This window comes from Undibacterium sp. WLX3042 (assembly GCF_049544825.1).
Classification (GTDB): Bacteria; Pseudomonadota; Gammaproteobacteria; order Burkholderiales; family Burkholderiaceae_D; genus Undibacterium.
In genome coordinates this window covers 868,691-893,092 of the sequence record NZ_CP186698.1, presented here as the reverse complement: position 1 = coordinate 893,092, position 24,402 = coordinate 868,691, and the positions used below count along the sequence as shown (strand labels likewise).

The 24,402-nt window shown below is 48.5% G+C and carries 24 protein-coding genes; 10 read left to right on the top strand and 14 right to left on the bottom strand.

Annotation, left to right across the window (positions count from 1 at the left end):
- Positions 1-23 precede the first annotated feature (23 nt).
- From tgt to ACPAOP_RS04015, 6 genes are all read left to right on the top strand, one after another.
- Complete coding sequence (tgt, locus tag ACPAOP_RS04040) at positions 24-1,157, top strand: tRNA guanosine(34) transglycosylase Tgt (RefSeq protein ID WP_423709427.1); 1,134 nt, start codon at positions 24-26, stop codon at positions 1,155-1,157.
- 230 nt (positions 1,158-1,387) lie between these two features.
- The gene (gene yajC / locus ACPAOP_RS04035) at positions 1,388-1,654 is read left to right on the top strand and encodes a preprotein translocase subunit YajC (RefSeq protein WP_423682259.1); all 267 of its coding nucleotides are present in this window, start codon (positions 1,388-1,390) and stop codon (positions 1,652-1,654) included.
- Positions 1,655-1,731: 77 nt separating this feature from the next.
- Positions 1,732-3,612: a protein translocase subunit SecD gene (gene secD, locus ACPAOP_RS04030; RefSeq protein WP_423709426.1), complete on the top strand. Its 1,881-nt coding sequence runs from the start codon at positions 1,732-1,734 to the stop codon at positions 3,610-3,612.
- Positions 3,613-3,645: 33 nt separating this feature from the next.
- A complete protein-coding gene (secF, locus tag ACPAOP_RS04025; RefSeq protein ID WP_423681333.1) occupies positions 3,646-4,584 on the top strand; it encodes a protein translocase subunit SecF in 939 nt (312 codons plus the stop codon).
- Between the two features lie 288 nt (positions 4,585-4,872).
- Entirely contained in the window at positions 4,873-6,144 is a 1,272-nt protein-coding gene (locus ACPAOP_RS04020; protein WP_423709425.1) for an efflux RND transporter periplasmic adaptor subunit, read from the top strand.
- Complete coding sequence (locus ACPAOP_RS04015) at positions 6,141-9,227, top strand: efflux RND transporter permease subunit (protein WP_423709424.1); 3,087 nt, start codon at positions 6,141-6,143, stop codon at positions 9,225-9,227. The genes ACPAOP_RS04020 and ACPAOP_RS04015 overlap by 4 nt, the downstream gene beginning before the upstream one ends.
- Before the next feature lie 97 nt (positions 9,228-9,324).
- Here ACPAOP_RS04015 and ACPAOP_RS04010 read toward each other — a convergent pair whose 3' ends face one another.
- The 5 genes from ACPAOP_RS04010 to purB form a co-directional block, all read right to left on the bottom strand.
- The gene (locus tag ACPAOP_RS04010) at positions 9,325-9,756 is read right to left on the bottom strand and encodes a MarR family winged helix-turn-helix transcriptional regulator (RefSeq protein WP_423709423.1); all 432 of its coding nucleotides are present in this window, start codon (positions 9,754-9,756) and stop codon (positions 9,325-9,327) included.
- Between the two features lie 105 nt (positions 9,757-9,861).
- Positions 9,862-10,431, bottom strand: coding sequence for a YceI family protein (locus ACPAOP_RS04005; protein WP_423681329.1), 570 nt, complete (start codon positions 10,429-10,431; stop codon positions 9,862-9,864).
- A 79-nt stretch (positions 10,432-10,510) separates the two neighbouring features.
- On the bottom strand, positions 10,511-11,077 hold the full coding sequence (locus ACPAOP_RS04000; protein ID WP_423709422.1) for a YceI family protein: 567 nt from the start codon (positions 11,075-11,077) through the stop codon (positions 10,511-10,513).
- Positions 11,078-11,097: 20 nt separating this feature from the next.
- Positions 11,098-11,634, bottom strand: coding sequence for a cytochrome b (locus tag ACPAOP_RS03995; RefSeq protein WP_423709421.1), 537 nt, complete (start codon positions 11,632-11,634; stop codon positions 11,098-11,100).
- A 268-nt stretch (positions 11,635-11,902) separates the two neighbouring features.
- Positions 11,903-13,270, bottom strand: a complete 1,368-nt coding sequence (gene purB / locus ACPAOP_RS03990; protein ID WP_423709420.1) for an adenylosuccinate lyase — start codon at positions 13,268-13,270, stop codon at positions 11,903-11,905.
- 267 nt (positions 13,271-13,537) lie between these two features.
- Between purB and ACPAOP_RS03985 the strand changes: the two genes are divergently transcribed.
- Positions 13,538-14,146 (top strand): glutathione S-transferase N-terminal domain-containing protein, encoded by a 609-nt coding sequence (locus ACPAOP_RS03985; protein ID WP_423709419.1) that lies wholly within the window; start codon positions 13,538-13,540, stop codon positions 14,144-14,146.
- A gap of 51 nt (positions 14,147-14,197) precedes the next feature.
- On the opposite strand, the gene bfr is transcribed toward ACPAOP_RS03985, so the two are convergent.
- From bfr to asd, 6 genes are all read right to left on the bottom strand, one after another.
- The gene (gene bfr / locus ACPAOP_RS03980; RefSeq protein ID WP_423681324.1) at positions 14,198-14,674 is read right to left on the bottom strand and encodes a bacterioferritin; all 477 of its coding nucleotides are present in this window, start codon (positions 14,672-14,674) and stop codon (positions 14,198-14,200) included.
- Positions 14,675-14,765: 91 nt separating this feature from the next.
- Positions 14,766-15,452, bottom strand: coding sequence for a TonB family protein (locus ACPAOP_RS03975; protein WP_423709418.1), 687 nt, complete (start codon positions 15,450-15,452; stop codon positions 14,766-14,768).
- Positions 15,449-15,688: a (2Fe-2S)-binding protein gene (locus ACPAOP_RS03970; protein WP_423709417.1), complete on the bottom strand. Its 240-nt coding sequence runs from the start codon at positions 15,686-15,688 to the stop codon at positions 15,449-15,451. The genes ACPAOP_RS03975 and ACPAOP_RS03970 overlap by 4 nt, the downstream gene beginning before the upstream one ends.
- A 42-nt stretch (positions 15,689-15,730) precedes the next feature.
- Positions 15,731-16,045 carry a hypothetical protein gene (locus tag ACPAOP_RS03965; RefSeq protein WP_423681320.1) on the bottom strand — a complete coding sequence of 105 codons (315 nt, stop codon included), beginning with the start codon at positions 16,043-16,045 and terminating at the stop codon, positions 15,731-15,733.
- Between the two features lie 76 nt (positions 16,046-16,121).
- Positions 16,122-16,322 (bottom strand): hemin uptake protein HemP, encoded by a 201-nt coding sequence (gene hemP / locus ACPAOP_RS03960; RefSeq protein WP_423681319.1) that lies wholly within the window; start codon positions 16,320-16,322, stop codon positions 16,122-16,124.
- A gap of 183 nt (positions 16,323-16,505) precedes the next feature.
- Positions 16,506-17,351, bottom strand: a complete 846-nt coding sequence (gene asd, locus ACPAOP_RS03955; RefSeq protein WP_423709416.1) for an archaetidylserine decarboxylase — start codon at positions 17,349-17,351, stop codon at positions 16,506-16,508.
- Positions 17,352-17,741: 390 nt separating this feature from the next.
- Here asd and ahpC point away from each other — a divergent pair, with 390 nt between their 5' ends.
- Together ahpC and ahpF are read left to right on the top strand one after the other, a co-directional pair.
- Positions 17,742-18,305 carry an alkyl hydroperoxide reductase subunit C gene (ahpC, locus tag ACPAOP_RS03950; protein ID WP_186882913.1) on the top strand — a complete coding sequence of 188 codons (564 nt, stop codon included), beginning with the start codon at positions 17,742-17,744 and terminating at the stop codon, positions 18,303-18,305.
- A 70-nt stretch (positions 18,306-18,375) separates the two neighbouring features.
- Entirely contained in the window at positions 18,376-19,923 is a 1,548-nt protein-coding gene (gene ahpF / locus ACPAOP_RS03945) for an alkyl hydroperoxide reductase subunit F (RefSeq protein WP_423681317.1), read from the top strand.
- A gap of 94 nt (positions 19,924-20,017) precedes the next feature.
- On the opposite strand, the gene ACPAOP_RS03940 is transcribed toward ahpF, so the two are convergent.
- The 3 genes from ACPAOP_RS03940 to ACPAOP_RS03930 all read right to left on the bottom strand — a co-directional run bounded on the left by ACPAOP_RS03940 (position 20,018) and on the right by ACPAOP_RS03930 (position 22,720).
- Positions 20,018-20,959 carry a MurR/RpiR family transcriptional regulator gene (locus tag ACPAOP_RS03940; RefSeq protein ID WP_423681316.1) on the bottom strand — a complete coding sequence of 314 codons (942 nt, stop codon included), beginning with the start codon at positions 20,957-20,959 and terminating at the stop codon, positions 20,018-20,020.
- Between the two features lie 190 nt (positions 20,960-21,149).
- The gene (gene mnmA, locus ACPAOP_RS03935) at positions 21,150-22,253 is read right to left on the bottom strand and encodes a tRNA 2-thiouridine(34) synthase MnmA (RefSeq protein ID WP_423709415.1); all 1,104 of its coding nucleotides are present in this window, start codon (positions 22,251-22,253) and stop codon (positions 21,150-21,152) included.
- Positions 22,250-22,720 carry an NUDIX hydrolase gene (locus tag ACPAOP_RS03930; protein WP_423709414.1) on the bottom strand — a complete coding sequence of 157 codons (471 nt, stop codon included), beginning with the start codon at positions 22,718-22,720 and terminating at the stop codon, positions 22,250-22,252. Before ACPAOP_RS03930 ends, mnmA begins: the two co-directional genes overlap by 4 nt.
- Before the next feature lie 543 nt (positions 22,721-23,263).
- Between ACPAOP_RS03930 and ACPAOP_RS03925 the strand changes: the two genes are divergently transcribed.
- On the top strand, positions 23,264-24,379 hold the full coding sequence (locus tag ACPAOP_RS03925; protein ID WP_423709413.1) for a Re/Si-specific NAD(P)(+) transhydrogenase subunit alpha: 1,116 nt from the start codon (positions 23,264-23,266) through the stop codon (positions 24,377-24,379).
- The last annotated feature ends 23 nt before the right edge of the window (positions 24,380-24,402 follow it).

Here is a 24,402-nt window from a genome sequence, read left to right as displayed (position 1 = left end):
TGCGGAGCGCACAAGGAAGAATCATGCTTGAATTTACTCTGATAAAAAAAGACAAAACGACCGCTGCCCGCCGTGGACGTGTGAAGGTGAATCACGGCGAAATCGAAACGCCGATTTTCATGCCAGTCGGTACTTACGGTTCTGTGAAAGCGATGTCACCGCTGGAACTCAAAGAAATCGACGCGCAGATTATTCTGGGTAACACTTTTCATCTGTGGCTGCGCCCTGGCTTGAGTGTGCTGGATAAATTCGGTGGTTTGCATGACTTCATGGGATGGACTAAACCTATCCTGACCGATTCCGGCGGTTTTCAGGTGTTTTCGCTCGGAGCGATGCGCAAGATCACGGAAGAGGGGGTGAAATTTTCGTCGCCGATCAGTGGGGAACGCTTGTTCCTGTCGCCGGAAATTTCCATGCAGATTCAGCGCTCGCTGAATTCCGATATCGTGATGCAGTTTGACGAATGTACACCTTACGAAATTGACGGCAGACCGGCGACGACTGAAGAAGCCGGTAAATCGATGCGCATGTCGTTGCGTTGGGCCAAGCGCTCTATTGACGAATTCAGACAGGGTGAAAATCCGAACGCGCTGTTTGGCATCGTTCAGGGCGGAATGTTTGAACACTTGCGCGACGAATCACTGGCGGGGCTGAATGAGCTGGGTTTTGATGGTATTGCGATAGGTGGCTTGTCGGTCGGTGAACCAAAAGAAGACATGATGCGCATCCTTGCGCACACCGGCCCCAAACTGCCGGAAAACAAGCCGCATTATCTGATGGGCGTCGGTACGCCGGAAGATCTGGTGGCAGGCGTGGCGAACGGTATCGACATGTTTGACTGCGTGATGCCCACACGGAATGCGCGCAATGGCTGGATATTCACCCGCTTCGGCGATGTGAAAATCAAAAACGCGCGTTACAAGGAAGACAAAGAACCTCTGGACGCAACGTGTGAATGTTATACCTGCAAAAACTTCTCTCGTGCGTATTTGCATCACCTGCATCGCACTGGCGAGATTCTGGGCGCACGTCTGAATACGATACATAACCTGCATTACTATCTCGATCTGATGAAAAACATCCGTCAGGCGCTGGATGAGGAACGTTTTCCTGAGTTCGTACAGCAGTTTCATGCTGACCGCGCGCGCGGCATCTAGTCTGCGCCTTAGTCTGTATCTGAGTCCGTCTCTGGCTTTTTTCGCCAGTTTTGATGTAGAGCAGTGCTAGAATGTGGCGCTTTACTGCTTGAAAAGTAGTTGATCGTCACTATTTATCATTATCTTGCCCAACACTGGCTGGATAATATTTATACAATTAACGGAGTCTGAACGTGTTTATTTCTAACGCTTATGCGCAATCTGCGGGTGCTGGTGCTGATGGTGGCCTGATGAGTTTCCTGCCTCTGGTATTAATGTTTGTCGTCTTGTATTTCCTGATGATACGACCACAAATGAAGCGCCAGAAAGAACAAAAAGCAATGATGGATGCGCTGGCAAAGAATGATGAAGTAGTGACTTCCGGTGGCATACTCGGCAAAGTGACCAAGGTCAGTGAAAGCTATGTGACGATAGAAGTCGCAGAAGGCACAGAGATCGTTGTGCAAAAAGTTGCCGTCACGATGTTGTTGCCTAAAGGCACCATTAAAGCGATTTAATCAGTAAATACCTGCAACGCAGTCCGATCGATATCCGGGCTGCGTTGTGCTTTTCAGCTTCCATTTCTTTTTTAATTATGAATCGCTACCCACTCTGGAAGTATCTGTTGATTGTGATTGCGCTGGTATTCGGTGTGTTGTACACCGCGCCCAATTTTTTTGGTGAGTCGCCGGCGGTCCAGATCAGCAGTGCGAAATCGACTGTCAAAATTGACGAAAGCATGAAGGCGCGTGTCGAACAAGCCTTGCAGCAATCGGGTCTGAAAGACAGTGGCGTGTTCTATGACTTTAACGGTATGCAGGGCTCTGTGCGTGCACGCTTCGCTGATACCGATACGCAATTTAAAGCGAAAGACATACTCGAAAAAACACTGAATCCTGACGCAACGGATCCAACTTATACAGTGGCTTTCAATCTGTTACCGAATACGCCGAAGTGGCTGCAAAGTCTGAATGCATTGCCGATGTACCTTGGTCTGGATTTGCGCGGTGGTGTGCATTTCCTGATGCAGGTCGATACCAAGGCGGTTCTGGCCAAGCGGGTGCAGGGGCTGCAATCGAGCGTACGTTCCGCATTGCGTGAAAAAGATATCCGTCATGCTGGCATCAGCCGCGATGGCGATAATATTTCGGTGAAGTTCCGTGATGCTGAAACCCGCTCTGCAGCGAAGACCGTATTAGCATCGCAAATGACGGATGTGAATCTGACAGATGTTGTCATTGCCGATAATACCGAATTCAATCTCACTGTCAGCCTTAAGCCAGAAGCTTTACAAGCCGTAGTGACCGAAGGTGTGAAGCAAAACATTACCGCTTTGTCTAAGCGTGTGAATGAGCTCGGTGTCGCAGAGCCGATTATTCAACAACAAGGCCCTGATCGCATCGTTGTACAGTTGCCAGGCGTGCAGGATGTGGCGCGTGCAAAAGAAATTATCGGACGTACCGCAACGCTGGAAGTGCGCTTGCTAGATGACAGTGTGATTGGCCCGGTCGATGCGAATACGCCAGTGCCGTATGGCTCGGAAATGTTCAAAGGCAATCGTGGTGGCGAGTTGCTGATCCTGACCAAAGACCCAGTGGTGACTGGTGATTACATTACTGGTGCGACTGCCAGTTTTGATCACAACCAGCAGCCAGCTGTCGGAGTCGATCTGAACGGCGATGGTGGCCGTAAGATGCGCGAGGCAACCCGCAGCCGTATAGGTAAGCGTATGGCGATTGTCTTGTTTGAAAAAGGCAAAGGCGAAGTCCTGATTGCTCCGACCATTAACGATGAACTGGGTTCACGCTTCCAGATTACCGGTATGGGTACAGCTGCGGCCTCTGCCGATCTGGCTTTGTTGCTGCGTGCCGGTTCGCTCGCTGCACCGATGGAAATTATCGAAGAGCGTACGATAGGCCCGCAACTGGGTGTGGAAAACATTAAGCAGGGCCGCAATTCAACCTTATACGGTTTTGCTGCGATCTCGATCTTTATGGTCATCTACTACATGTTGTTCGGTTTCTTCAGCGTGCTGGCATTGTCCGTCAATCTGTTGTTACTGGTCGCGCTGTTGTCCTTGCTGCAAGCGACACTGACTTTGCCTGGTATCGCCGCGATTGCGCTGGCACTGGGTATGGCGATTGACTCGAACGTGCTGATTAACGAACGTATCCGCGAAGAGTTGCGTGCTGGCAGATCACCGCAAAAGGCGATTGAAGAAGGCTTCGGCCACGCCTGGGCAACAATTCTGGATTCCAACGTGACGACGCTGATTGTGGGTCTGGCCTTGTTGATTTTCGGTTCAGGTGCGATCCGCGGGTTTGCTGTGGTTCACTGCCTCGGTATTCTGACCTCGATTTTCTCGTCAGTCTTTGTGTCGCGTGGCGTGGTGAATCTCTGGTACGGTCGTCAGAAAAAACTGACTTCGCTTTCTATCGGTCAGATCTGGAAGCCAACCGATGATGCAGCCAAATAACCGATTGCCCAGATAAGAATTCAGGAATTCATTATGGAATTATTCCGCATTAAAAAAGACATTCCTTTCATGCGCCATGCGCTGATTTTCAATGTCATCTCTGCACTGACTTTTGTCGCCGCCGTATTTTTCCTGCTGCACAAAGGCTTGCATTTCTCTGTCGAATTTACCGGCGGTACGGTGATGGAAGTCACCTATCCAAAAGCGGCTGACGTTGACAGCATACGCCGTACCGTTGAAAGCCTCGGTTATGTTGATGCGCCGGTGCAGACCTTTGGTAAGGCGCAGGATGTCGTGATCCGTTTGCCGTTGGCAAAAGGCGTGACAGCAGCAGATCAGGCTGATAAGGTCATGAAAGCACTGCAGGCAAAAGACCCTGAAGTGAAACAACAACGCGTAGAACAGGTCGGTGCGCAGGTTGGTGACGAACTGGCGCATGATGGTCTGATGGCGTTGTTATTCGTGGTGCTGGGGGTGGTTGCTTATCTGGCGATACGCTTTGAATGGAAATTCGCGGTCGCAGCGATTCTCGCTAACTTGCATGACGTGGTGATTATTCTCGGCTTCTTTGCGTTCTTTCAGTGGGAATTTAACCTCTCCGTGCTGGCGGCGGTATTGGCAGTGCTGGGTTACTCGGTGAATGAATCCGTGATTATTTTTGATCGTATCCGTGAAAATTTCCGTACTCAGCGAAAAATGTCAGTGACAGAGGTGATCAATCATGCGATCACCAGCACCATCTCGCGTACCATCATCACTCATGGATGCACGCAAATGATGGTGTTGTCCATGTTACTCATTGGTGGCCCGACTTTGCATTATTTTGCCGTGGCGCTGACGATCGGTATCTGCTTCGGTATTTATTCTTCTGTCTTCGTTGCTGCTGCCATTGCGATGTGGTTGGGTGTCAAACGCGAAGATCTGGTGAAACCAGTCAAGGAAAAAGACGATACCGACGGCGCCGTAGTTTAAAAAACGCTGATATTCGTCGTTATGATGTAACGATAGGTATCTAAAATCAAAGCCAGCACTCTAGCTGGCTTTTTTTTTGTTACGATTTGCCTCAGACAGATTTTTTTTTGAAAAAAACTTTTCTGTATTGCCGTTGCTGCAAAACAGCAGCACAGGGTGTGGATGCGGCATCTTTTTATTTGCTGCCAGGCTAAATAATCCCAAGCCAGCTCAACCTGTTTGAATAATTCCGTAGAACTTTCTGATCAGATGCCAGTCTTACTGCGTCTGCAAAAGGATAAAAATAACATGAGCAAATTGAAAATCTTGACTATCGTTGCGGTGGTTGCCGCGGTCGCGGGCGGAACCTATTATTTCGTCGCTCCGTCACAAAAAAATAAAGTTGACCCTAAAACTGATCCCTTAGCTGTTGTGAAAACCGGTGGACCTAAAAGTGATGCGCAGAGTCGTCCGGTCAGCGTTTCAACCATCGTCGCACAAAAGCGCGATTACCCTGTGCGTATCGCTGCGAATGGCGTCGTTTCCGCTTTGAACACAGTGGATATCCGGCCTCAGATCACCAGTACCGTGACGAAAGTCCATATCAAAGAAGGTCAGTTTGTGCGTGCCGGTGATCTGCTTTTCACACTCGACAGCCGTACCGACGAAGTCAATTTGGCGAAGGCGCAGGCGCAGCTGGACAAAGATCTGGCAACGCTGGCTGACTATCAGCGGCAACTGGCTCGTAGTAAAGAATTACTGGCGAAAAAATTCGTGGCACAGAGTGCGCTCGATTCGAGTCAGACCCTGGTTGATGCGCAACAGGCCGTCGTTGCTTCTGATAAGGCTGCTGTTGCTGCTGCCCGCGTCGCGCTGAGCTATAACCGTATTGTTGCTCCATCGGCAGGACGCACCGGTATCATCAGCGTTTTCCCGGGGTCATTGGTTCAGCCCAGCGCAACAGCGACAGCAATGGTGACGATTACGCAGATGAATCCGATTGCAGTGACCTTCCCGCTGCCGCAACGTAATTTGACTGATGCGCTACAAAGTATGCAAGGTCAGGACAGTTACGTCACGGCGAGTTTGCCGGATGGCGTCAGCAAATTTAAAGGCAAGTTGCAGTTCGTCGATAACGTCGTGGATGCTGCTTCCGGTACCGTCAAAGTGAAAGCCGTGTTTGATAACAAGGAAATGAAACTGTGGCCGGGCGCGTATGTGAATCTGGAAATGAGTGTGCAGACGCTGAAAGATGCGGTGGTTGTGCCGCAGGATGCAGTCGTTGTCGGTGCGCGTGGCAAGTCTGTGTATGTCGTGAATGCGGAATCGAAAGCCGAGTTGAAACCTGTTGTCGTGACACAAAGTTTCGGTACGGATGCGGTGGTGACCGGTATTGAGGCCGGCGCTAAAGTGGTGCTGGAAGGTAAGCAGAATTTACGTCCCGGAGCGGTCGTCAAAGAGCGCGCTGACGATGCGAAAGAAGGCGACAAATCCGGTAAGCGCGAAAAACCAGCGGCAGCTGCGAAAGCTTCTGAGCAACCGGCAGCATCCTCATCGGCTTCTGCAGCGAGTGCATCATGAATTTATCCGAGTTGTTTATACGCCGTCCTGTGATGACGGTGTTGCTGAATCTGTCTATCGTTATCGCCGGTATTCTGGCCTACCGCTATATTCCGATTGCCGCTTTACCGAGTTACGACACGCCGGTGATCAGCGTCAACGCGAATCTTCCCGGCGCCAGCCCGGAAACGATGGCGACTTCGGTTGCGCTGCCACTTGAAAAGCAGTTCGCCACCATCCCGGGTTTGTCGATTATCAGTTCCAGCAATACGATAGGAAATACATCGCTGACGCTGGAGTTCGATCAGAATCGTAATATTGATGCGGCCGCAGTCGATGTGCAGGCCGCTTTATTACGTGCACAGCGTTCCTTACCCGTTGATATGACGTCACCTCCGTCGTATCGCAAGGTCAATCCTGCCGATGCGCCGGTATTGTTTATTGCCCTGACTTCGCCTTCGCTGAGTCTGGCCGAGCTGACCAGTTACGCTGAGCATCTGATTTCACCTAGTTTGTCCACGCTGGAAGGCGTCGCGCAAGTGAATATTTTTGGTATCAAACGTTATGCCGTGCGCATACGGGTGATGCCGGATGCCTTGTCCGCACGTAACCTCACGCTGGACGAGCTGGCAAGCAGTATCAGAACTTCGAATGCCAATACGCCAGTCGGTACGCTGGACGGTGATAAGCAAACTCTGACTTTGCTGGCTAATAAACAATTGCAGAGCGCGGCAGAATTTGCCAATCTGGTGGTCAGCAATAAAGGCGGGCAGGTGGTTCGTCTGCGTGATGTCGCGGTCGTTGAAGACAGCTATGAACAGGTGAAAACTTCCGCGAATTTCAATGGTGAAAGCTCCATCACTTTAGCGATCCAGCGTCAGTCGGATGCGAACACAGTGAAAGTGGTTGATTCGATCAAAGCTGCCTTGCCCGGTTTTCAGGCGCAATTACCTGCTTCAGTCAAAATGAATCTGGTGAATGACCGCTCCATTTCTATCCGCGATGCTTTGCACGATGTGAACCTGACTTTGCTGCTGACGATCTTCTTAGTGGTCGTTGTCATTTTCCTCTTCTTGCGCCGCTTGGTCGCTACCATTATTCCTACTTTGTCGTTGCCGGTTTCTTTAGTCGGTGCGATCAGCCTGTTATGGGGTTTTGGCTATACGCTGGATAACGTGTCTTTGCTGGGACTGACACTGGCGGTGGGTCTGGTGGTGGATGACGCGATCGTGATGCTGGAAAACATCATGCGCCACGTTGAAAACGGCGAGGAGCCTTTCAAGGCTGCATTAAAAGGTTCGCGCGAAGTCGGCTTTACGATTATTTCTATCTCGACTTCGCTGGTGGCGGTCTTCATTCCTATCTTCTTCATGCCGGGCGTCATCGGTCAGTTGTTCCATGAATTCGCGGTGATTGTCAGCCTGGCGATTCTGGCCTCTGCCTTTGTTTCTCTGACACTGGTGCCGATGCTGGCCAGTCGTTTCCTGAAAAGTGAACATGAACTGAAAGCACCTTCGCCGCTGGTCGCCGCAATGCTGAATACTTTTGAGCGTGGTTTTAATGCTTCGCTGCGGGCTTATACCAGCGGCCTTGATCTCGCTTTGCGGCATCGCGTGGCCGTGCTGCTGATTGCCTTCGCTACTTTCGCAGCAACGGCGTATCTGTTTAATGTGATTCCCAAAGGCTTTTTCCCGCAGGAGGATATCGGCCAGATCAACGTTTCCACCGAAGCTGCGGAAGACACTTCCTTCCCGGCGATGGTGGCCTTGCAGGACAAAGTCGCGAAGATTATCCGTGATGATCCGAACGTGCTGACGGCAACCTCGTTTAACGGCGGCAGCGGTTCGCAGAATACCGGTCGTATGTTCATCAATCTTAAACCACGCGATCAACGGAAGCCAATGAAAGAAGTGGTTGATGGTTTGCGTAAAAAGCTGGCAGCGGTTCCTGGTATTAATGTCTTCCTGCGGCCAACACAAAACTTGCAGCTCGGTGGACGCCCGAGTAAAAGTCAGTATCAGTATATTTTGCAAAGTGTGGAAGCCGGTGAACTCAATGGTTGGGCTAACAAGTTGCAGGAAAAACTGCGGAACGACCCAGGCTTTAAAGATGTGACCACGGATTCCCAGCTGAAAGGTCTGCAGGCAGCACTGGAAATTGACCGTGACCGCGCAAACACGCTGGGCGTCGGTATGGATAGCATACGGTCTGCTTTGTACAGTGCTTTTGGTGAGCGCCAGGTATCGACGATGTACACGAATGTGGATAGCTATCAGGTCATTATGGAGGTTGCTCCGGATGCCAAAAAAGATGAAAGCGCGATCAACGGCATTTATGTCCGCAGTAATACCGGCGCGTTGGTACCGTTGTCGAGTGTGGCAACCGTCAAACGTACGGTCGGCCCGACCTCGATCAATCACGTGGGGCAGTTACAGGCGGTGACGGTCTCGTTTAATCTGGCACCCGATACCGCATTGGGTGAGGCAACCAACCGTATTGAAAAATACCGGGAAGAGATTAAATTGCCGACCTCCATCATCACGAGTTATGGCGGTGATGCCGCGGTGTTTAAAAATTCGCAATCCGGACAAGTTGTGTTGATCGTTGCAGCGCTGCTGGTGATTTATGTTTTGCTCGGCGTACTGTATGAAAGCTTCATTCATCCGATTACGATTCTCGCTGGCTTGCCATCGGCTGCGGTGGGCGCTTTGCTGACACTGAAATGGTTCGGCGAAGACCTGACCCTGATTGCGACTATCGGTATTTTGCTACTGATCGGTATCGTGAAAAAGAATGCGATCATGATGATCGATTTCGCGCTGGATGCACAAAGGCATCAGAACATGACGCCGGCAGAGGCAATACGCGAAGCCTGTATTCAGCGTTTCCGTCCGATTATGATGACGACGCTGGCAGCGCTGGTCGGTGCTTTACCAATCGCGCTGGGCTTGGGGGCTGGTGCCGAACTGCGTCAGCCTTTGGGGCTCGCAGTGGTCGGGGGTTTGATTTTTTCACAGGCGATTACGCTGTTCATTACGCCTGTGATTTATCTGGCGCTGGATCGCTTCAGTGGTAAGGGCCCTATCGTCGGAGATCATCTGTAAAACCAGAAAATACAGATACTCCCCCTTCATTTTTACAAAAAAGGCCTGATGTCTCCAGAAACATTAGGCCTTTTTATATACTGGGGGGAGTATATATTTATCCCTGTGCGCTGAAATGATGCTTGAGTTTGCCGAGAGCTTCTTCCAACGCCTGATAATCGGCTTCTGAATAGTCGGCAAAATGTTTGTCGCCTTCCGCGACGACATGTGGGAAAACCTCTGCAAAGGCGGTTTCCCCAAGCGGGGTCAACTTCACAAAAAACTGCCGGCGGTCGTTGCTGCCCCGTTCGCGGGAAATCAGTTTTTTCTGCTCCAGCCTGTCGAGCACTCCGGTCAGCGTGCCTTTGGTAATCAGGGTTTTTTCGCCGAGTTCTTTACATGTCATACCCTGCGTGTTTCCCAGCGTGGCGATGATGTCAAACTGGGAGTGCGTCAAACCGAATTGCCGGACTTTGGCAGTGGAGATCTGCTCAAATAATTGCATACATTCGGCCAGCAAACGTATGCTGCGTAGGAATCGCTTACCCATATTTAACACTCACAAATCAACACTCAAAATAGAAGGCCGATCATAGGATCGGCCTGGTTCTTCAGCTGCTCAGCACAATGTTTAAAAAAACAGTGTGCGGTTTTTTTAGTCAGCTTTGATGGCTTCAACCTGAATTGCCAGTTTGACTTCTGGTGCGAAGCCGTAGGCCATACCGTAATTCAGACCAAAGTCGGTACGTTTGAATTCAGCAGAAGCGTCGGCACCGCATGCTTCTTTCTTGAACATCGGATGCTGGATACATTTGAATTTATTGATTTTTAATGTCAGCGGTTTTGTTACGCCAAGCAATGTAAAGTTACCTTCAACTGCCACTGGTGTGTCGCCTTCAAATTTGATCGATGTGCCTTTGTAGGTGGCAGTCGGGAATTGAGCAACGTTGAAAATGTCTTTTGATTTTGCGTGTTCGTTCATTTTTTCGTGACCGAAATCGACAGAGGAAGTATCGATAGTGATATCGACAGTTCCTGTTTTTGCCGCACGGTCAAGAACCACTTTACCGCTGGTTTTGTTGAATTTACCGCGCCATACTGAGATGCCCATGTGATCGGCTTCGAAACTCGGGTAAGTGTGATTTGGCTCGATGTTGTAGGTTTGCGCGAATGCTGGTGCTGCACTGACAGCCAAAGCGGCGATGATGAATTTGCTGAATTTCATAATAACTCCTGATTAAAAATAGACTACGTGTGTGACTGCTGATTGTCTTATCTGACAAACTACAAATTGCGTTGCTGTTTTACTGCGTGGTGACTACATGAAACTTGATGACAACTTCGTCAGCGATCATGCCTGTATCTTTCCACTCCCCTTCGCCGATGTTAAATGTCAGACGTTTGATCGGCAGGCTGCCGTCAAAAATCTGATTCTTTCCATCCTGCTTGACGTTGAGTGGAAAACTGACGTTGCTGCTTTTTCCTTTGATGGTGAGCGTACCGTTGACGTCGAGCTTGCCGGGGCCACTGGCTTTCATCGTGGTGGCAACGAAGCTGGCTTTCGGAAATTGTGCTGCGTTAAACCATTCTTTTTTCAAGACTTCTTTGTTGTATTCGGGATCACCAAGATCAAAGCTGGTGAGTTCAATTTCGACACTCGCTTTCGACGTTTCCGGTTTAGCAGCGTTGTAATCGATGTTCGCGCTGAATTTTTTAAATTTTGCATCGACTGGCACATTCATTTGTTTGAAAACGATAGCCACGGTACTTTTGGTGTTGTCGAGCTTCGCTACGGCAGCCAGCGCAGGAATGGCAACTGCCAGTGCAAGTGCGGAAGCGGTGAATTTATTGGATAAGGTTGAGAGTTTCATAAAATACTTTCTGTAAGAAATTATTTGCCTGGCATCATGCGACGCAGCAGACCGTCTTTATCAATGAATTGGTGCTTTAATGCAGCAGCGATGTGCATGAACACCAGACCCGCCATGCCGTAGGTGAGTATTTCATGCAACTCTTTCAGGCTGTGTTTGATTTCCGGATTCGGTGCGATAACACTCGGTAATTCAAACAAGCCCAGATACACGACAGGGTAACCAGCAGCACAAGTGTAAAAATAACCCGACAACGGCACTGCAAACATCAATACATACAACAGCAGATGCGTAAAGCTGGCGGCTTTCTGTTGCCAGACGCTCATGTGGGCCGGATAGGCGGGTGCTTTACTCAGCAAGCGGTTCAGGAGGCGCAACGCGACCAAGGCCAGTACCGTCACACCTATCCATTTATGGTAAGAGTAGTATTGCAGTTTTGTCGGACTGATTTTCATATCCGTCATTACCCAGCCCAATGAAAAGGCAGCAATAATCAGCAAAGCGATCAGCCAGTGCAGTGCCACTGAAACTGTCGAGTAGCGCTCAGTGTTTGCCATCGGAATATTCCTTTTAAAATTGAAAATTAGTTCGCATTAGGACTAATATAGCAAAAAAAATGAAAGTGTGCAGAGTCACCTTAAAAATAAGGCTGTCGCAGTCACAGGATGTTTATCTTACTCGGACGTGAATCTTTTCGGGGTTGGTTTGGCATCTAGGAAGCTATCTACTAAATCCTGATCATCCAAATTCCGGCAGGTGGTACCGGTGAAAAAAAACGGCGCATCAGAAAGCTGATGCGCCGTTTTTAATGCAGGAGATAGCTGCTTAGATTGCTTTTGCTAATTTAGCCGCGATACCAATATAGTTCGCCGGTGTCATCGCCAGCAATAAGTCTTTGGCGTCCTGAGGAATCGCCAGTGTCAACACGAATTCACGCAACGCTTCTTTGGAAATTCCTTTGCCGCGTGTCAGTTCTTTGAGCTGTTCGTATGGGTTTTCAATGCCGTAACGGCGCATCACGGTTTGCACAGGTTCTGCCAGCACTTCCCATGTCGCGTCCAGATCGGCAGCCAGGCGTTCCGGATTGGTTTCGAGCTTATTCAGACCGCGCAGGCAACTGTCGTAAGCCAGCAGGGTGTAACCGAAAGCGACACCGATATTGCGCAATACAGTGGAGTCAGTCAGATCACGCTGCCAGCGGGACACCGGCAATTTTTCAGACAGATGACGCAGCAGTGCATTTGCCAGACCCAGATTGCCTTCGGAATTTTCAAAATCGATAGGGTTCACTTTGTGCGGCATCGTAGAAGAACCAATTTCACCCGCTTTGGTTTTTTGTTTGAAATAACCGACGGAAATGTAACCCCAGATATCACGGTTCAGGTCCAGCAAAATGGTGTTTGTACGTGCGAAAGCATCAAACATTTCAGCCATGTAATCATGCGGCTCAATTTGTATCGTGTATGGGTTATAAGTCAGACCCAGACGTTGTTCGATCACGTTTTTAGAAAAACTTTCCCAGTTGTATGCTGGGTACGCAGATAAATGTGCATTGTAGTTACCGACTGCGCCATTCATTTTTCCGAGAATTTCAACTTGTTCAATACGTTTGATCGCACGCTGCAAACGCGCCACGACATTCGCCATTTCTTTGCCGAGTGTGGTCGGGCTGGCAGGTTGACCATGTGTGCGTGACAACATAGGCACGTCCGCATTCGTGTGCGCCAGTTCTGTCAGGCGGGCAATCACTTTTTGCAGTGCAGGCACCATCACGCTGTCACGGGCGGTTTTCAGCATCATGCCGTGGGAGGTATTGTTGATGTCTTCCGAAGTACAGGCAAAGTGTATGAATTCGCTTGCAGCTACCAGTTCTGCCGAACCCGCTACTTTTTCTTTCAACCAGTATTCAACTGCTTTGACGTCGTGATTCGTTACTGCTTCAATCTCTTTGATGCGTTGTGCATCGGTTTCTGAAAATTCAGCGACCAGCTTGTTCAACAATGCATTGGCCTCGCCGGAGAAAGGTTTAATTTCATCGAAGCCTGCTTCGGATAAAGCCTGCAGCCATGACACTTCAACTTTGACACGGTGGTGCATGAAACCTGCTTCTGACAGGGTTGCGCGAAGAGCATCGACTTTGGCTGCATAGCGGCCATCAAGAGGAGAGAGGGCTGAGAGAGAAGAGAGGGACATGGTGAGGGTATATTTGGAAGTCAAGAGAAAATGCTTACGCAAAAAACAACGATTTTACAAATTATGTGAAATTTGCCGGCGAGTAATGAAACCCGGGATAAATTGCAGACTATCGAAGATTTTTGCACTGATTACGAGATTTTACCATTGTGAAGCTGCTTGTAACCGTGTATTGCTTCTTTGAGTAAAGTCAGATCGCTTGTCGGGGCGGATGGAAATAATGTGCTTAACCGTTATAATCCCGACTTAATTAACCATGCAAAAACTATGAAACTTATTGGCTCCACTACCAGTCCTTATGTCAGAAAAGTCCGCGTTGTGATGGCGGAAAAAAAATTGGATTACGCCTTTTTATTAGAAAATGTGTGGGCTGAAGATACGACGATTCAGGAGTCTAATCCTTTAGGCAAGGTCCCGTGCCTGTTAATGGAAGATGGTGGGGCGATGTTTGATTCACGCGTTATCGTCGAATATCTGGATACATTGACGCCGGTTGGGCGCTTGATTCCTTCGCTGGGACGCGAGCGCGCTGAAGTGAAATGCTGGGAAGCCCTCGCAGACGGTATTCTGGATGCTGCGATTCTGGTGCGACTGGAAAAAACATTGCGCCCTAAAGAACAGCAAAGTGAAGACTGGATTAATCGTCAGATGGGGAAGGTGAATGCCGGATTACAAGCTATTTCTTCCGGCTTGGGAGAGATGCCTTTTTGTTCTGGCAATCGCTTAACTTTGGCTGATATCAGCGTTGCCTGCACACTGGGCTGGCTCAGTTTCCGCTTTCCTGAAATCACCTGGCGCGATGAATATCCTAACCTCGCAAAATTGTTTGATAAATTATCCGAGCGCCAGTCTTTTAAAGATACAGTTCCGCAATAAGTTAAAGCCGATAGTCAAAAAAGGATGATGTAGTTAGCATCATCCTTTTTTTTATTCTTCGCTGCAGAGTTGCGACTGCAAATAATTTTGAACGCCAATTTTTTCGATCAATTCTATCTGCGTTTCGAGCCAGTCTATATGTTCTTCAGTGTCTTCCAGGATCATTTGAAATAAGTCACGGGAAACATAGTCAGCGCAACTTTCTGACATTGCAATGCCTTCTTTCACGGTCTTTTGCGCAGCCTGCTCCAGCTTCAGGTCGCACGCCAGCATCTCAGGTGTGTCTTCACCTATCATCAGCTTATGCAGCGCCTGAAGATTCGGCAAGCCGCCAAGCATCAGTATGCGGTCGATCAGCTTGTCAGCATGTTTCATTTCGCCGATAGACTCTTCATACTCTTTTTTCGCAATTTTTTCTAGCCCCCAGTGTTTGTACATGCGTGCATGTAAAAAATACTGGTTGATCGCGCTTAATTCATTGGTCAGTTGCGCATTGAGCAGCTTAATGACTTTCGCATCGCCTTTCATCATGAACCCTTTCGACAGTGGTGAAGAGTGAAGTGCTCCTATCATAGCAAGTTACTGCGCTATCGAAATAAAAAACGAATGTGCAATCTGGTTATACGTCCAGAGAAAAATTAATAGTCGCAGTTGCAATCATCGCCAGAGCTTTTCCATCTTCGAGATAGGGCTTGAAGATGGCTTGCATCAATGCATGACGCGCCGCTTCGTCCAGACGCTGGAAACCGGATGATTTCTGAATGTCGACCTTTTCAGCATATCCTTTTTCATTGACCAATACGCGTAAGGTTACTTTGCCTTCTTCACCCATGCGTCTGGATACGCGCGGATACTCGGCTTTTGGGGCGCGTATATATTCAACAGCGCTGACAGTCTTGATTGCTGTCGGGGAAGGCGTCCCGGTCGGTGCCTGCTTTGCTGCTTCTGTTTTTGCACTGGCAACCGGGGTTTCTGTTGCCGCTGCAACGATCGCCTGTTCACTCGGGACGTTATTCGGAGTGACGATAGGCGTTTTAGGCGGAATTACTTCTGTTGTGACCGGAGTGAGCGTTTTTTTGCTCTGAATAATTTGCGGTTTGGTTTGTTCCGGTACTGGCGTTTCCGGCTGTATCAGGGCCATGACCACTTCACGTGGCAGCAATTGAGTTACTTTAGAAATCAGGCCATGTTGTAGCGCGTAGGCCAGACCCAGATGCGCAAGGACGATGGCCGAAAATGACAAAATGCGTGAGCGGCTCAGTGTTTTTTCTTCGTTGCCATACGTCGGGTTGAAGTGTCTATTCATGCTGGTATCTCGTTATTCTGAAAGCCCAGTTTATGTAAAAATAACTGTACTTCATGTTCTCTTGATTCTTTTTTGACGATGTACTCACGCAGCACTTGTCGTGCACAGCCAGCACATTTACCGCAGCAAGTACCTACATTCAGATGAGTACGCAAATCGGACATAGTGCTCATCCCGGCATCGACCGCGTGATGAATCTTTTTTTCAGAAATATTGTTGCAAACACAAACAATCATAGCTCCCTCGCTTTTTTCTTTACTTTAATAACTACACGCATTTCACATCAGCCAGGAAAAGCGTTTTGACTTCCTTGGCTGACATAAATTGCGATCAACTAATGTTGCCCATTGTTCCGATAATTGCTGACAGGTTGCTCGCAACACCGGTGCTAATTCAGGTAATTCAGCCAAGGCTTGCAGATGCTTTTCAATCACGGATGCCAACTTGACGCAGGCAGCTTCACCTTCGGCATTGGCTGAGTTCACGGTGTAATGCGACATTAGATGCAGAACTGCGGAAACCAATATTTCCGGCGTCGATGCTTTTGCTGGTGGCGTTGATAACTCAGAATGCATTTCATAGTGAATCGACATGGTATTTTCCTCAGTGAGAACCGGATCGGATTGGCTGAACCCTGACTGGCTGGCTACCTGTGAAATCAGTGACGGCTTAGGCTGTCAGAATCAATTTATTTAACTGTGTGATCCGCAGGCGATAAATACGCCCTTCGTGATCAATTTCGAGTTCTCGGGAAGACTGCATCAGCTCCCTGCTGCTTAAGCGAGGGACTGCTTTGCGAGCGACAGGCTGAAGTTGCGCCTTTGCCGACGTACCTGAGACGAACATCTGTTGCGTATTAAATTCAGCCATTTTGCTTTCCTATAAATCTAAGTGAGAACAATTCTTATTTAGATTATTATGCAAATAAATGAGATTGGCAAGATTTTTTTAGTATGCAGATGTCTCTGAATGTAATTGCTTGCGTTCGCGCAATAAAAAAAGCCTGCAATATCGAATTGCAGGCTTTGTCTGGTGAGTGGAGGAGCATCAGCCTTACGAACGACTTCCCATGGCTTCTCCCATGCGTACAGGCTTTGCTGCAGTCCACGAAGAATTAAATGCCAGCGTGTTATGAGGGAAAAGTAGTACAACTGTTGACCCCAGCATAAAGCGCCCCATTTCTTCCCCTTTTTTGAGAACAATGTTGTCTTTGCTATAGTCCCATTCAACGATATTTTTATTACGCGGCGGATTCACAGTGCCGTGCCAGACGGTGGCCATGCTGCCAACGATCGTCGCCCCGACGAGGGTTAATACAAATGGACCTGCAGCAGATTCAAAAAAGCAGACAACGCGTTCATTTCGCGCAAACAATCCCGGAACGCCGCGGGCAGTTGTTGGATTAACGGAAAATAAATCACCCGGCACATAAATCATGCGGGTCAGCTTTCCATCGCAAGGCATGTGGATACGATGATAATCGCGTGGGCTCAGATAGATGGTCGCGAAACTGCCATCGTGAAACTGAGCGGCAGCCTTGCTATCGCCGCCAAGCAAGGCAGTCGCTGAATAATCGTGCCCTTTCGCCTGAAAAATCTGTCCTTTGGCTATCGGGCCGAACTGGCTGATTGCACCGTCGACAGGACAAACCAAATCGCTGTCAGCCAAAGGTCTGATGCCGTTCTTTAATGGGCGCGTAAAGAATTCGTTAAAGCTGTTGTAACTGGCGGTATCCGGATTGGCGGCCTCACTCATATCGACCTGATATTTCTCCACAAACCATTCGATCAGGTGGGTGGTCAGCTTACCTGCTTTGGCATTCGCAATTTTTCCGGCAAATACAGTCAGAGCCCGTTTAGGTAAAAGGTATTGAGGAAGAACAGCAAGTCGGTCTGACACGATAGAGATTCCTTGTGATGAGGTGGTCGGGAATTATAACGTTGCACAATAAGAAATCGAATGCTTTATCGATTTCGTATCGCAATTATTCTTTTGTCAGGAAGTTATTTATCTGACATCCATCGGGATTGCGAAGCACGATGATTGCAACAACCCGGGTGAGACGTCCTTCTTCGCCCGGACGGGTATATGATAAAAATCAGCCGCCTTGATTTTTGGACTTTCTCATGTCGGTACATGACATACTTGTTTAAGAATATTGCGGTATACTAGAATCAATAGCTAAACTTAATGAGTTCAATAAAATTAATTAGCTATTTAAATATGGAAAAACGTTTTATCATTTGAACTCATCACTTAACACCTGTTTCAACAACAAAGGAAATTACCATGTCACTGATTAATACTACTGTAAAGCCATTTAAAACTACCGCTTACCACAATGGCAAATTTGTTCCGGTTTCCAGCGAAGATCTGGCTGGCAAATGGTCTGTTTTTGTATTTTATCCAGCAGACTTTACTTTTGTTTGCCCAACTGAGTTAGGCGATCTGGCTGATCACTACGAAGAATTCAAAAAACTGGGCGTTGAAATCTACAGCGTTTCTACAGATACACATTTCACCCACAAAGCGTGGCACGACACTTCTGACACTATCGGCAAAATCACTTACCCAATGCTGGGTGATCCAACACTGGCGATTTCCCGCAATTTTGAAGTGCTGATCGAAGAAGAAGGTCTGGCACTGCGCGGTACATTCGTTGTGAACCCAGCGGGCGAAATCAAAGTTATGGAAGTACACGACAACGGTATTGGCCGCGACGCGAAAGAATTGCTGCGTAAAGTTCAGGCCGCACAATACGTTGCAAATCACCCAGGTGAAGTTTGCCCAGCGAAATGGACACCAGGCGCAGAAACTCTGACTCCATCCCTGGATCTGGTTGGCAAGATCTAAGTAGTATTTCGCATCTTCCCGGTGATTTTTACCGGGAAGATGAATTCAACAGTATCAGAAAGAAGGCATCATGTTAGACACGACTCTCAAAACGCAATTAAAAGCATATCTTGAAAAACTGACGCGCCCGATTCGTTTGGAGGCCTCGCTCGATGACAGCGAGAAGGCGAAGGAAATGCAGACCTTGTTGCGTGAAATTGCAGAGTTGTCTGACAAAATCAGTCTGTCTGAAAATACCGATGATCTTGAGCGCAAACCATCGTTCGCGATTACTTCACCAGGGCACGACATTAACCTGCGTTTCGCTGGTATTCCGATGGGGCACGAGTTTACTTCTCTTGTGCTCGCTTTATTGCAGGCTGGTGGACATCCACCGAAAGTTGATGCCGATGTGATTGAGCAGATCAAAAATCTCGATGGCGATTTTCACTTCGAAACCTATATTTCTCTGACTTGCCAGAATTGTCCCGAAGTTGTGCAGTCCCTGAATCTGATGGCGGTATTAAATCCGCGCGTGAAATCGGTCACGATCGATGGCGCTTTGTTTCAGGCTGAAGTTGAACAACGTCAGATTATGGCTGTGCCCACCGTATATCTGAATGGTCAGGTATTCGGTCAGGGACGTATGTCGATTGAAGAGATTCTGGCGAAACTCGATACCGGGTCTGTGCAACGTGCTGCTGAAAAATTGGACGCCAAAGCACCTTATGACGTGCTGATCGTCGGTGGTGGTCCTGCCGGCGCGGCTGCGGCGATTTATGCGGCCCGTAAAGGAATTCGTACTGGTGTGGTGGCTGAACGCTTTGGCGGACAGGTTCTTGATACGATGTCGATTGAGAATTTCATCTCCGTTACCGAGACAGAAGGGCCAAAGTTTGCGGCAGCACTGGAACAGCACGTGAAGACTTACGATGTCGATATTATGAATTTGCAGCGGGCTGAAAAGTTGACGCAAAAAGATGGCATCAATCAAATTCAGTTAGCCAGTGGCGCAACGCTGAAAGCCAAAGCGGTGATTCTGGCGACGGGCGCGCGCTGGCGCGAAATCAATGTTCCCGGTGAGCGCGAATACCGTAACCACGGCGTCGCTTATTGCCCTCACTGCGATGGGCCATTATTTAAAGGTAAACGGGTCGCAGTGATTGGTGGCGGTAATTCCGGTGTTGAGGCTGCTATTGATCTGGCAGGTATCGTCAGCCACGTTACATTGCTGGAATTTGGTGTCACCTTACGTGCCGATGAAGTGTTACAGCGCAAACTGCGTAGCCTGCCAAACGTGACGGTGATTACCCAGGCACAAACGACAGAAGTGCATGGCGATGGTCAGAAAGTAAATGCGCTGAGCTACAAAGATCTTACCAGTGGTGAGCTAAAAAATGTTGAACTCGAAGGTATTTTCGTTCAGATAGGACTGGTACCGAATACAGAATGGCTGAAAGACAGTTTGTCATTATCACGTCATGGCGAAATTGAAATCGACTCGCGTGGACAAACTTCCTTGCCCGGCGTGTTTGCTGCTGGTGACGTGACCACTGTTCCATATAAACAAATTGTGATCGCGGTCGGTGAAGGTGCTAAGGCTTCACTGGCAGCGTTTGATTACATTATCCGTTCCTGACTTCAGTTTTAATTTGACGTAACATAAAAAAACCTCAAGGCAACAATCGCCTTGAGGTTTTTTTATGCGTAAGCTGGAATTGCTGAAACCTGTTTTACGCAGGCCGGTCAGCGTCGATCACTCTCAGTTCCGGTGATGATTTGCGACCACCTGTATTTGATTCCTGATACAGCCATGGCATCACAAACTTTGTCATTTCCGATGCGGCATGTACCGGCGCTTTTGCCTGATGGGCTACGGCGCTGCAGATAGCTTCGATCAGGCAGAGTGCTGCGCCTTCAGAGTTAGGTGAGAAATGACGCCGTGTCTGTGCATACAAAGTGATATTTGCCAGCGCTGCTAATGGTGAGCTGGGTGCATCAGTGAGTGCCAGTACCGGCACTTTTTTCTCATTCAGTTGCCGCAAAATGGTCACAGCATCTTCTGCATAGCGTGGAAAAGAAATACCAATCACCAGGTCACGCGAAGTGTATTTGAACAATTGCCGGGCTACTGTGGAAGGGCCGCCTGTACCGATAGTCGATTGTACGGTATTGCAAAATGGGTCAAGACTGTGCGCCATCAGTCCTGCGAGAAAGGCACTCGCACCGTAACCAATAATGTAAATGCGTTCGGCGTTGAGAATCATTTTGACTGCCTGATTACACAATGCAGGATCAAGGCCGCGACGTGTGGCTTCCAGATTCGCCAGATCTTCGTTAAGAGAGCCAGCAATAATTTCCGTGCTGGTTGCAGGGCGTTGAACTTCGCTACGCAGATTGTCGATCGGTGCGAGCATGGCCTCAAAACCACATACAAGTTCAGCACGAAATTGGGGATATCCGTCAAACCCCAGCGCACGCGCAAACCGGTTGGCAGTAGCAACGGAAATGCCAACCGCATTCGCAAGCTCGTCGATTGACATCGTCGCTGACCGGAACACATTCGACAGTACATAATCCGCGGCTTTTTTATGTGCTTTGGACAAGTTCATATACACCTTGCCTATCCGCGCATTGACGGTACCGCCCAGGACTTGCGTATCAGGATGATTCATGATTTGCTGGCGTTTCCAGTGTAAGAAAAATGTAAATGTAATTTCATTAAACTGAATTGTAAAGCGACAAAACGTATCAAAAAATTGCGATTATTTAATTCAGGAAAGAATATTTTAAATAAAATTTAGATTAATTCCGTCGTAACCAGCTTTTCCATATTTTTCACACTGATCCGTTGTGCTCAAAAATTCATTTTTCAGCGCTGGCGGAATGAATAATCCCTCCGCCGAGACAGATATCACCATCATATAAAACGGCAGATTGCCCCGGTGTCACGGCCCATTGTGCCTGATTGAAATGTAGATGAAATTGCTCAAGATCCCCGTCAAAACGGCAACGGACGTCGGGCTGACGATAGCGCGTCTTTGCGGATAAGGCCGCGGTCTCAGGAGCGCGTCCCGAGACCCAGCTGACTTGTGTTGCTTCGAGGTCAGAAGACAAGAGCCAGGGATGGTCGTGCCCTTGAACTGCGTACAAGGTATTTTGTGCCACATCTTTTCTTGCGACATACCAGGCATCGCTGCTGCCGTCAGCATTCTGGTGAGATTTGATGCCCCCTATGCCTATGCCTTTACGTTGTCCTAAGGTATAAAAACTCAGACCAACGTGCTGCCCTATTATTTCTTCCTCAGGGGTTTTAATTGGACCCGGTTTATAGGATAGATAGCGGTTCAGAAACTCGCGGAAAGGACGTTCGCCGATAAAGCAAATCCCGGTCGAGTCTTTCTTTTTTGCGTTTGGTAATTGTAATTGCTCGGCAATTTTCCGTACTTCGGTTTTATGAATTTCACCTAAAGGAAATAAAGTATTGGCGAGTTGCTTTTGATTTAGCCTGTGCAAAAAATAACTTTGATCTTTGCTGGCGTCCATCGCTTTTAATAACTGAAATTCACCATTGACCTCCCGCACACGTGCGTAGTGACCCGTTGCGATGTAGTCGGCACCCAGTTTCATGGCATGGTCCAGAAATGCTTTGAATTTGATTTCTGCGTTACACAGCACATCCGGGTTAGGTGTACGTCCAGCCTGATATTCCCGTAAAAATTCAGCAAACACGCGATCTTTATACTCGCTGGCGAAATTGACTGCCTCAATATCGACGCCAACGACATCAGCAACGCTGACCGCATCTATCCAGTCTTCACGGGTGGAGCAATATTCTGAGTCATCGTCATCTTCCCAGTTTTTCATAAAAAGGCCGATGACTTCATAACCTTGTTCTTTTAATAGCCATGCAGATACAGATGAATCAACGCCGCCAGACATACCTATCACTACTCGTTTTTTACTCATAATACGCTCGGGTGTGTGAACATGAGGGACAGCGGCGCACGCTTCCCTCGCAAATAATCATCAATACATTGCAACACCAGCGGGCTGCGGTGAATATGTTCTGCATTCAGTATTTCGTTGTAACTCATCCACATCGTTCGCAGAATGCCGGTATCCAGTGGGCGATCATGTTGCAGCCCGACTTCACCGGTAAATGCAAAACGCAGATAAGTTACATCGTCCCCGGTTTTGGGAGATGCGTAGCGTGACAGATAAGTTCCGATCAGCGCCGTCGGCGTGAAGTCGTGAGCTGTTTCTTCCAGCGTTTCACGTATTACCGCCTGTTCAAGCGATTCCCGCGGGTCCAGGTGGCCGGCAGGCTGGTTAATGCGAATGCCTTCGTTTGTTTCTTCTTCCACCATTAGAAAGCGTTTGTTACGCTCGACGATGGCTGCGACTGTGACAGATGGTTTCCAGATAGTTGACATAGCTTTTCTCAGTAAGTCCGACATTTTACTTTGCCACGGGCTTTTGTGTCGTCAGTCAGCATTCTGTTACAGGCTCGAAGTACGGATGTTGTAAATGTTCTATGGCTACTGAGTTAAGCACATGCAGGTGGGGAGTGCACTGAAGTCCGGCGGAGAACAATGGTTTTTTTCTAAAAGCTGCAGTGCTGAGAGCTGAAATAGTCTGGAATTGACGGCATCATTGTGCATAACATACTTTGTATCAAACAGAAAATAGTAGAAAACCACAAAAACGAACGGTTGTTCTAAAAAACATTTTACGTGTAATATCGTTTCCTATTGTTAAATGTAAGTATCTGGTAAGCATTGTTATTTTTTACATCAGATAGTCATGGCTTTTTTCAGATTGACCCCGGTGTCTGCCGTTACCGGATTCAGCTGGCCGGATCAGTTCCTTATTGATTTCCTGAACTGACCGATGCCAGATCAGGAGAGCAGGTTTGCACTTGTTTTTCTGCGATGTGCATAAAAAAGATTTCATTTACTTAGTCAGGGAGCAAATCTATGAAAATCGGCATCCCCGCCGAGACTCGGCCCGGAGAAACGCGTGTTGCGGCAACTCCGGAAACCATTAAGAAGTACGTAGCTGCAAAACATCAGGTGATTGTGCAGTCTGGTGCTGGTGTGGCCTCGAGTATCACTGATGAAGCTTATCAAGCAGCAGGAGCTCAAATAGGTTCTGCTGCAGACGCATTTGGTACCGAACTGGTGCTGAAAGTGCGTGCCCCGGACGCTGACGAACGGGCTTTGATCAAGTCCGGTACAACGTTAGTGGGCATGCTGAATCCTTTCGATACTGAAAATATTGCAGTAATGGCCGCACACGGTCTGAATGCATTCGCTCTGGAAGCTGCGCCGCGCATTACCCGTGCGCAGTCACTCGACGTGCTGTCTTCTCAGGCAAACATTGCTGGTTATAAAGCAGTGATGCTGGCTGCAAATACTTATCCGCGTTTTATGCCTATGCTGATGACCGCGGCCGGAACGGTGAAAGCGGCTCGCGTTTTAATCATGGGCGTCGGTGTGGCCGGTTTACAGGCAATTGCGACGGCCAAACGCCTTGGTGCTGTCATTGAGGCATCCGACGTCAGACCGCCAGTGAAAGAGCAGGTTGAATCGCTCGGTGCAAAATTCATTGATGTACCTTACGAGACAGACGAAGAGCGTGAAATCGCTCAGGGCGTTGGTGGCTACGCGCGACCTATGCCTGCTGCCTGGATGGCACGTCAGGCTGCGCTAGTTCACGAAAGAGCGAAACAAGCTGACATCATCATCACGACAGCGCTGATCCCGGGACGGAAAGCCCCGGTTTTAATTTCGGAGGAAACAGTCAAAGCGATGAAGCCTGGTTCGGTCATTGTGGATATGGCGGTGGAGCAAGGTGGTAATTGTCCTTTGTCTGAATTGAACAAAACAGTTACTAAATATGGTGTACACATTATCGGCGAACCGAATCTGGCGACCCTGGTTGCAGCCGATGCGTCCGCTTTATATGCACGTAACGTACTCGATTTTCTGAAATTAATTATTGATAAAGAGGCCGGACTGGCGATTAATCGTGAAGACGAAATCGTAGCTGCAACTCTGGTTTGTGCTGGCGGTGAGGTACTCAGAAAATAAAACAGATTTTAAGTTTTTTGTAA